Annotated in this window: 1 protein-coding gene and 1 pseudogene; both read right to left on the bottom strand. The window is 37.9% G+C overall.

Annotated features, from left to right (window positions below):
- Positions 1-526: pseudogene (locus PX636_RS11315) on the bottom strand (ABC transporter ATP-binding protein/permease); the annotation flags it as partial.
- A 233-nt stretch (positions 527-759) separates the two neighbouring features.
- Positions 760-1,014, bottom strand: a complete 255-nt coding sequence (locus PX636_RS11310; RefSeq protein ID WP_002740468.1) for a DUF7219 family protein — start codon at positions 1,012-1,014, stop codon at positions 760-762.
- Positions 1,015-1,019 lie beyond the last annotated feature (5 nt).

The following is a 1,019-nucleotide window of genomic DNA, read 5'->3' as shown; positions in this document are numbered from 1 at the left end:
TCATGGTCGTAATTGGTTCAATTTCTTGAGATAATCTTTGATCGGGATTTTTTAAAGCTGAGGTAAAATCAATGTTATAATAAGCGCGATAATTGAGATATTTTTTGACGGTTTGTTTCGTTAACCACTTATACCAATCTAAGGCTACTTTGCGACGAATAAATTGAGAAAAAGCAAATAACCCCGTTGTTAATATAATCAACAAACTGGATAACCACAGCGTATTTAGATATTTAGAAAGATCTCTATCTTCAATAATAATGTCGAGTACATAACGATTCCAGTAGCTACTAAAAGCTTCTACCCCCACCGTTGCCAAGATACTTAAAAGAATCAAAGCTGACATCCCCCAAGAAATGATCACATCTCCAAAGGCACGTCCATTTAACTCCGTTGGATACCAATAGGGTTGAGCGACAATTTTTAGGCTTTCCCAAAATTGACCAAATAGTGAAAAGGGATTCTTGGCGGACTGGTCGGACACAACAGGGTTTTCCGTTGCTTGTTTAGTAGTATATTGAGGCATCTAGATCCAATTGGCAGTTCTTTTACTGTTCTCTTGACAACTCGCTATCATATTGTAGCGGCAGAATTACCCGCTTTTGTCTTTTGATAACATTTTTATCTAGAAGATGAAAGCCAGCTATGGCCAGAAAGCTCTGACATAACTAAGAACTACTTGACCCACTTTTGTCAATGTGGCACTTTAGATACTGATTACTGTTTACTGTTTACTGATCACTGAAAAACCCCCATCTCTCAATCTCCGTGATCCTCAAAATGATTAGCTAGTAGGAATTTTTGACTGGTATTCAACTCTTGCCAAAGCTGGTTAATTTTCTCGTAAGCTTCCGTGGAGGTAAGCTTTCCCCCACTGTGTAAACCAGCGATAAAAGAGACTCTCAGGGCGAATTCCTGCAAATTAGCGTTAAAAACTAAATTTTGTGGCGTGAATAAACCCCTGTAGCTGGTTTTAGGGTAGAGAAAGTTATCTTTAGAATTGAATTTTTCCATTGTTA

Origin of the sequence: Microcystis sp. M53598_WE2 (genome assembly GCF_030067735.1) — a bacterium.
GTDB lineage: Bacteria > Cyanobacteriota > Cyanobacteriia > Cyanobacteriales > Microcystaceae > Microcystis > Microcystis aeruginosa.
This window is presented reverse-complemented; position numbering and strand designations above follow the sequence as displayed.

What these genes read in the sequence shown, in the direction of transcription:
- PX636_RS11310 (WP_002740468.1), bottom strand. Translation starts at nt 1,014, where the DNA reads ATGGAAAAATTCAATTCTAAAGATAACTTTCTCTACCCTAAAACCAGC.